This is a genomic window from Streptomyces sp. NPDC002265, assembly GCF_040296125.1.
In the GTDB taxonomy this organism is placed as follows: Bacteria; Actinomycetota; Actinomycetes; order Streptomycetales; family Streptomycetaceae; genus Streptomyces.
Map to the genome: position 1 here is coordinate 1 of NZ_JBEOWS010000597.1, position 2,983 is coordinate 2,983.

A 2,983-nucleotide genomic window follows, 5' to 3' on the forward strand; every position below is an offset into this window, starting at 1 on the left:
CCTGAGTCTTCAGTAGCGGGGACAGGATTTGAACCTGCGACCTCTGGGTTATGAGCCCAGCGAGCTACCGAGCTGCTCCACCCCGCGTCGGTAGAACCAGCATACGCCATTCGCGGGAGGGAATGCACAACGATTGTTTCCGGGCTCGCCGGACGGGCTTCCGGAGGCCCGCCGGACGGCTTGCGAAAGGACCGACGAACGGGCGTCCGGGGAGGCCGCCGACAGGGCGCGGCCCGGTCCGGCGCGGTCGGCTCAGCCCGTCAGGAGGTGGCGGTTCGGCGCCTTGGCGGCCGCCTCCTGGTCCGGCAGGACGACGACGTGCGCGCCCTCGGCCGCCAGCAGCCCGCTGCCGTCGGCGCCGGTGACGAAGGTGTCGGGCTCCCGCCAGGCCGTGACCACCCGCCGCACCCCCGCGCCGAGGATCAGCCGCGCGCACGGGGCCGGCCGGGACGCCCGCCGGGCGCACGGCTCCAGGCTGCTGTAGACGGTCGCGCCGGGCAGCCGCGGGTCGGCCGGGTCGATCTTCGCCAGGGCCGACTCCTCCGCGTGCACGAGGGGATCGCCGCCCTCCCGGGAGTGGCCCCGGGCGAGTTCCGTGCCGTCGGCCGCCACCACCACCGCGCCCACGCTGAACGCGGTCCGCGACGGCGGGCACAGGGCCGCCAGTTCGCAGGCGAGCGCCAGCCAGTGCCGGTCGGCGGCCGAGACCGCGTCCGCGACGCCGGGCGCGGTGGGCTCGTAGCGCATGAGAACGACGTCCTCGATCCGCCGGGTCTCCGTCAGCCGCAGCCGGCCGCCCTGGTAGGCCCCCGGACCGAACAGCCGGGGCGCGGCCGGGTCGCCGACGAAGAGCGGGGCGAGGACGAGCTGGAGTTCGTCGGCGAGTTCCTGCTGGAGCAGCTGGGTGTGGATGGTGCCGCCGCCCTCGACCATGAGCCGCCGCACCCCCCGTACGTCGTGCAGGTGTTCCAGCAGCCGCCGCCAGTCGAGCTCGGGCCCCAGCGCGACGACGTCGGCCGCCAGACCCGCCCGGCGGGCCCGCCCGGCGCCCTGGTCGGTGGTGTAGAGGACCTTCTCACCGCCGGTGTGCCAGAAGTTCGCTGCCGGGTCCAGTTCGCCGGACCCGCTCACGGTGACCTTGAGGGGGTACTCCGGCCGCCCGGCCGCCACCCGCGCGGCCCGCCGCTCGGGCGAGTTCACCAGCAGCCGGGGGTTGTCGGCGCGGATCGTGCCGGCCCCGACGAGGATCGCGTCGACGGAGGCCCGTACCTCGTCGACCCGGTCGAAGTCGGCGGGGCTGGAGAGCAGCAGCCGCTCGGGACCGGTGTCGTCGAGGCAGCCGTCGAGGGAGACGGCGGCGGACAGCAGGACGTACGGGAACGGCATCGGCGCGCTCACTCTCGGCGGCGGGGCGGGGCTCAGGACTCTTGGTTCAAGTTTGAAACAAACCTACACTGGCGGCATGACGACCCGCTGGCTCACTCCCGAGGAGCAGCGCGCATGGCGCGCGTACCTCGCCGCCACCCTGCTCGTGGAGGACGCGCTCGACCGCCACCTCCAGCAGGAGGCCGGCATGCCGCACCTGTACTACTCCATCCTGTCCCGGCTCTCCGAGGAACCCGGACGCCGGCTGCGCATGACCGACCTCGCCGAACGGCTGAAGATCACCCGCAGCCGGCTGACGTACGCGGTGACACGCCTGGAGAAGGACGGACTGGTGCTGCGCGAGGGCTGCCCGTCGGACCGGCGGGGCAGCACGGCGGTCCTGACCGACGCCGGGATGACGGTCCTGGAGCGGGCGGCGCCGGGCCACGTCGAGAACGTGCGCGCGACCCTGTTCGACCATCTCGCCCCGGAGCAGGTGCGGCAGCTGGAGGAGATCTTCACCGGGGTCGCCCGGGCGCTCCAGAGCGGCGCCGAGGCGCCCGGGGCACCGGAGGACATGCCGTGGCGCCGCCGCTCGCCGAAGCCCCCGTGCTCCTGACCGGAACCTTCGCGCTCCCGGCCGGAACCCTCGCGCTTCCGGGCACGGCGGCGAACCGCGCCCTCAACCCATTGCTTCAAATTTCAAGCATGGGTTAGGGTCGGGGACACAGGTTCTGCTTCAAAACTGAAGCAGAAGTTCCCTCCGGACCCGGAGCCCGCATGCCCGACCTCCCCGCCGCCACCCAGCGCTCCCGCGTCCGGGTCCCACTGCGCTTCCACGACGGCTACGGCGTCGACGCCGAGCTGGTGACCTTCCACGGTCTGGCCGACGGCCAGGAACACGTGGCGATCGTCCTCGGCGACCCCGCGCCCGGCACCACCCCGCTGGTCCGCCTGCACTCCGAGTGCCTGACCGGCGACGTCCTCGGCTCGGCCCGCTGCGACTGCGGCCCCCAGCTGCGCGAGGCGGTCGAACGCATCGCCGACCGCGGCGGAGTGCTGCTCTACCTCCGCCAGGAGGGCCGGGGCATCGGCCTCTACAACAAGCTCGACGCGTACGCCCTCCAGGAGCAGGGTCTCGACACCTACGAGGCGAACGCGGCCCTCGGCCTGCCCGAGGACGCCCGCGACTACACGGCGGCCGCCCAGATGCTCCGGACCCTCGGCATCGACGCCCTGGATCTGCTGTCCAACAACCCCGACAAGGCCGACCAGCTCCGCGCCCTGGGCGCCGACGTCCGCGACCGCGTGCCGACGGGTGTCTTCACCACCCCGCACAACGTCCGCTACCTCCGCGCGAAGGTCCTCCAGACCCAGCACACCCTGCCGCTGGCCGACCTGACGGAACTGCCCACGGGCTGAGGCCGCTTCCGCGGACGGTCGGACCGGGCGGGACCGCACTCGCGAAGGGTCCGGAAACCAGTGACGCCCCCAGCTCGAAGTACCTCTGAGCTGGGGGCGTTCCGGTAGGCCCTGTGGGACTCGAACCCACAACCAATGGATTAAAAGTCTGCTGAGCGCTCAACTCACCTCACCCCGCCGCGTTCACTGCTACCCC

General features: G+C 72.8%; 3 protein-coding genes and 1 tRNA gene. 2 read left to right on the forward strand and 2 right to left on the reverse strand.

The annotated features are described in order from the left end of the window. Positions 1-13 precede the first annotated feature (13 nt). Both ABT085_RS45300 and ABT085_RS45305 read right to left on the reverse strand, forming a co-directional pair. Positions 14-87, reverse strand: a tRNA-Met gene (locus tag ABT085_RS45300). Between the two features lie 165 nt (positions 88-252). Next, entirely contained in the window at positions 253-1,386 is a 1,134-nt protein-coding gene (locus ABT085_RS45305) for a dihydrofolate reductase family protein (RefSeq protein WP_351622802.1), read from the reverse strand. Positions 1,387-1,462: 76 nt separating this feature from the next. Between ABT085_RS45305 and ABT085_RS45310 the strand changes: the two genes are divergently transcribed. Then, a complete protein-coding gene (locus ABT085_RS45310; protein ID WP_351622805.1) occupies positions 1,463-1,984 on the forward strand; it encodes a MarR family winged helix-turn-helix transcriptional regulator in 522 nt (173 codons plus the stop codon). Positions 1,985-2,145: 161 nt separating this feature from the next. Further along, complete coding sequence (locus ABT085_RS45315; RefSeq protein WP_351622807.1) at positions 2,146-2,787, forward strand: GTP cyclohydrolase II; 642 nt, start codon at positions 2,146-2,148, stop codon at positions 2,785-2,787. Positions 2,788-2,983 lie beyond the last annotated feature (196 nt).

What these genes read in the sequence shown, in the direction of transcription:
- ABT085_RS45305 (WP_351622802.1), bottom strand. Translation starts at nt 1,386, where the DNA reads ATGCCGTTCCCGTACGTCCTGCTGTCCGCCGCCGTCTCCCTCGACGGC.
- ABT085_RS45310 (WP_351622805.1), top strand. Translation starts at nt 1,463, where the DNA reads ATGACGACCCGCTGGCTCACTCCCGAGGAGCAGCGCGCATGGCGCGCG.
- ABT085_RS45315 (WP_351622807.1), top strand. Translation starts at nt 2,146, where the DNA reads ATGCCCGACCTCCCCGCCGCCACCCAGCGCTCCCGCGTCCGGGTCCCA.